We start from the raw sequence: 1314 nt of genomic DNA, 5'->3' as shown, positions 1-1314 counted from the left end.
CGCCCCGTCGTCGCCGCACGGCCGCCGAGCGACTCCGCGCCCTCGCGATCCTCGGCGGCGCGGAGGGCGAGATCCTCGACCGCGTGCCCGGCGAGACGCCCCGCTTTGTGCAGATGTTCTTCGTGCTCGCCGGCACCGCACTGGTGTCCGCGATCTCGATGCTGTTCGCGCTGACCACGGGTGTGCAGGCCGCGATCTGGCTCGCGGTGCCGCTCGCGGTGGTGTGGGCGCTCATCATCTTCAACCTCGACCGGTTCCTCACCTCGACCATGACCTCGACCAGGAACGTGTGGAAGCTCATCGGGCTGGCGATCCCGCGGGTGATCATGGCGGCCATCATCGGCTTCGTCGTGGCGGAGCCGCTCGTGCTGCAGATCTTCCACAACGACATCTCTCGCGAGGTCGCCGCGACCAACATCGTCCAGGCGCAGTCCGATCAGGAGGCGCTCGAATCGGGCCCGGAGCGCAAGGCCCTCGATGCCGCCTCCGAGCGGGTCTCGGAGCTGGAGAACCAGGCGGCGACCGGGATCGTCGCGGGCACCGACTCGTCGTCCGCCAGCGAGTCGGCCGCGCAGGCCACGGTCGACGACCTCACCGCGAAGATGACCGCGCAGCAGGCCGTGATCGACCAGGCGCGCGTGCTCTACCAGTGCGAGCTGACGGGCGAGGGCGCTGGCACCGTCCCCGGGTGCACCGGGGTGAACGGCGAGGGCGCGAGCTCGCAGGCCGCGCAGGCCCAGCTCGCCGAGGCGCAGCAGACCTACGACGCGCTGGCCGCCCAGCTGCGCACGGCCAACGACGAGCTCGCGGCCGCCGGCACCGCCGCCAAGGAGAACACCTCGACCTCCGAGACGCAGAACCGCCAGCAGGCGAAGGACGAGCTTCCGGCCGCGCGCGAGACGTATGACCAGGCGCTCGCCGCGTACAACGCCCGCGCGGATGCGGTCGCGCAGGGCAACGCGGGTGCGGTGGGGCTGCTCAGCCAGATCAGCGGACTCAACCGGCTCAGCGAGAAGGAGCCGGCCATCCTGTGGGCGCACATCCTGATCGCCGCGCTGTTCTTCATGATCGAGCTGCTGCCGGTGCTGGTGAAGGTGCTCACGAGCTACGGCGACCCGAGCCTGTACGAGAAGGCCGTCGCGATCCGCAAGCAGGTGGCGCTCGACCGGGTGACGGCCGAGGGCTTCCGCGACCGCGCCGACATCGTCACGACCCCGGGCGCTCAGGCCACCTGACGCTCGCGGCCGCTCGCGCGCCCCGCGCTGGCTGAGGGATCCGCGTCCCGCACGGGGGTCCCTCAGATCGGAAGAGCGT

Annotated in this window: 1 protein-coding gene; it reads left to right on the top strand. The window is 71.3% G+C overall.

What is annotated here, in order from left to right; all coding sequences use genetic code 11:
- The coding region (locus DW299_RS00045) for a DUF4407 domain-containing protein (protein ID WP_136035199.1) at window positions 1-1235 on the top strand (1235 nt) is incomplete at its 5' end.
- Window positions 1236-1314 lie beyond the last annotated feature (79 nt).

It is taken from the genome of Microbacterium sp. K35, from assembly GCF_004794375.1.
GTDB lineage: Bacteria > Actinomycetota > Actinomycetes > Actinomycetales > Microbacteriaceae > Microbacterium > Microbacterium sufflavum.
Note: the sequence above shows the minus strand (reverse complement) of the source record. Positions and strands in the feature narration are given on the sequence as shown.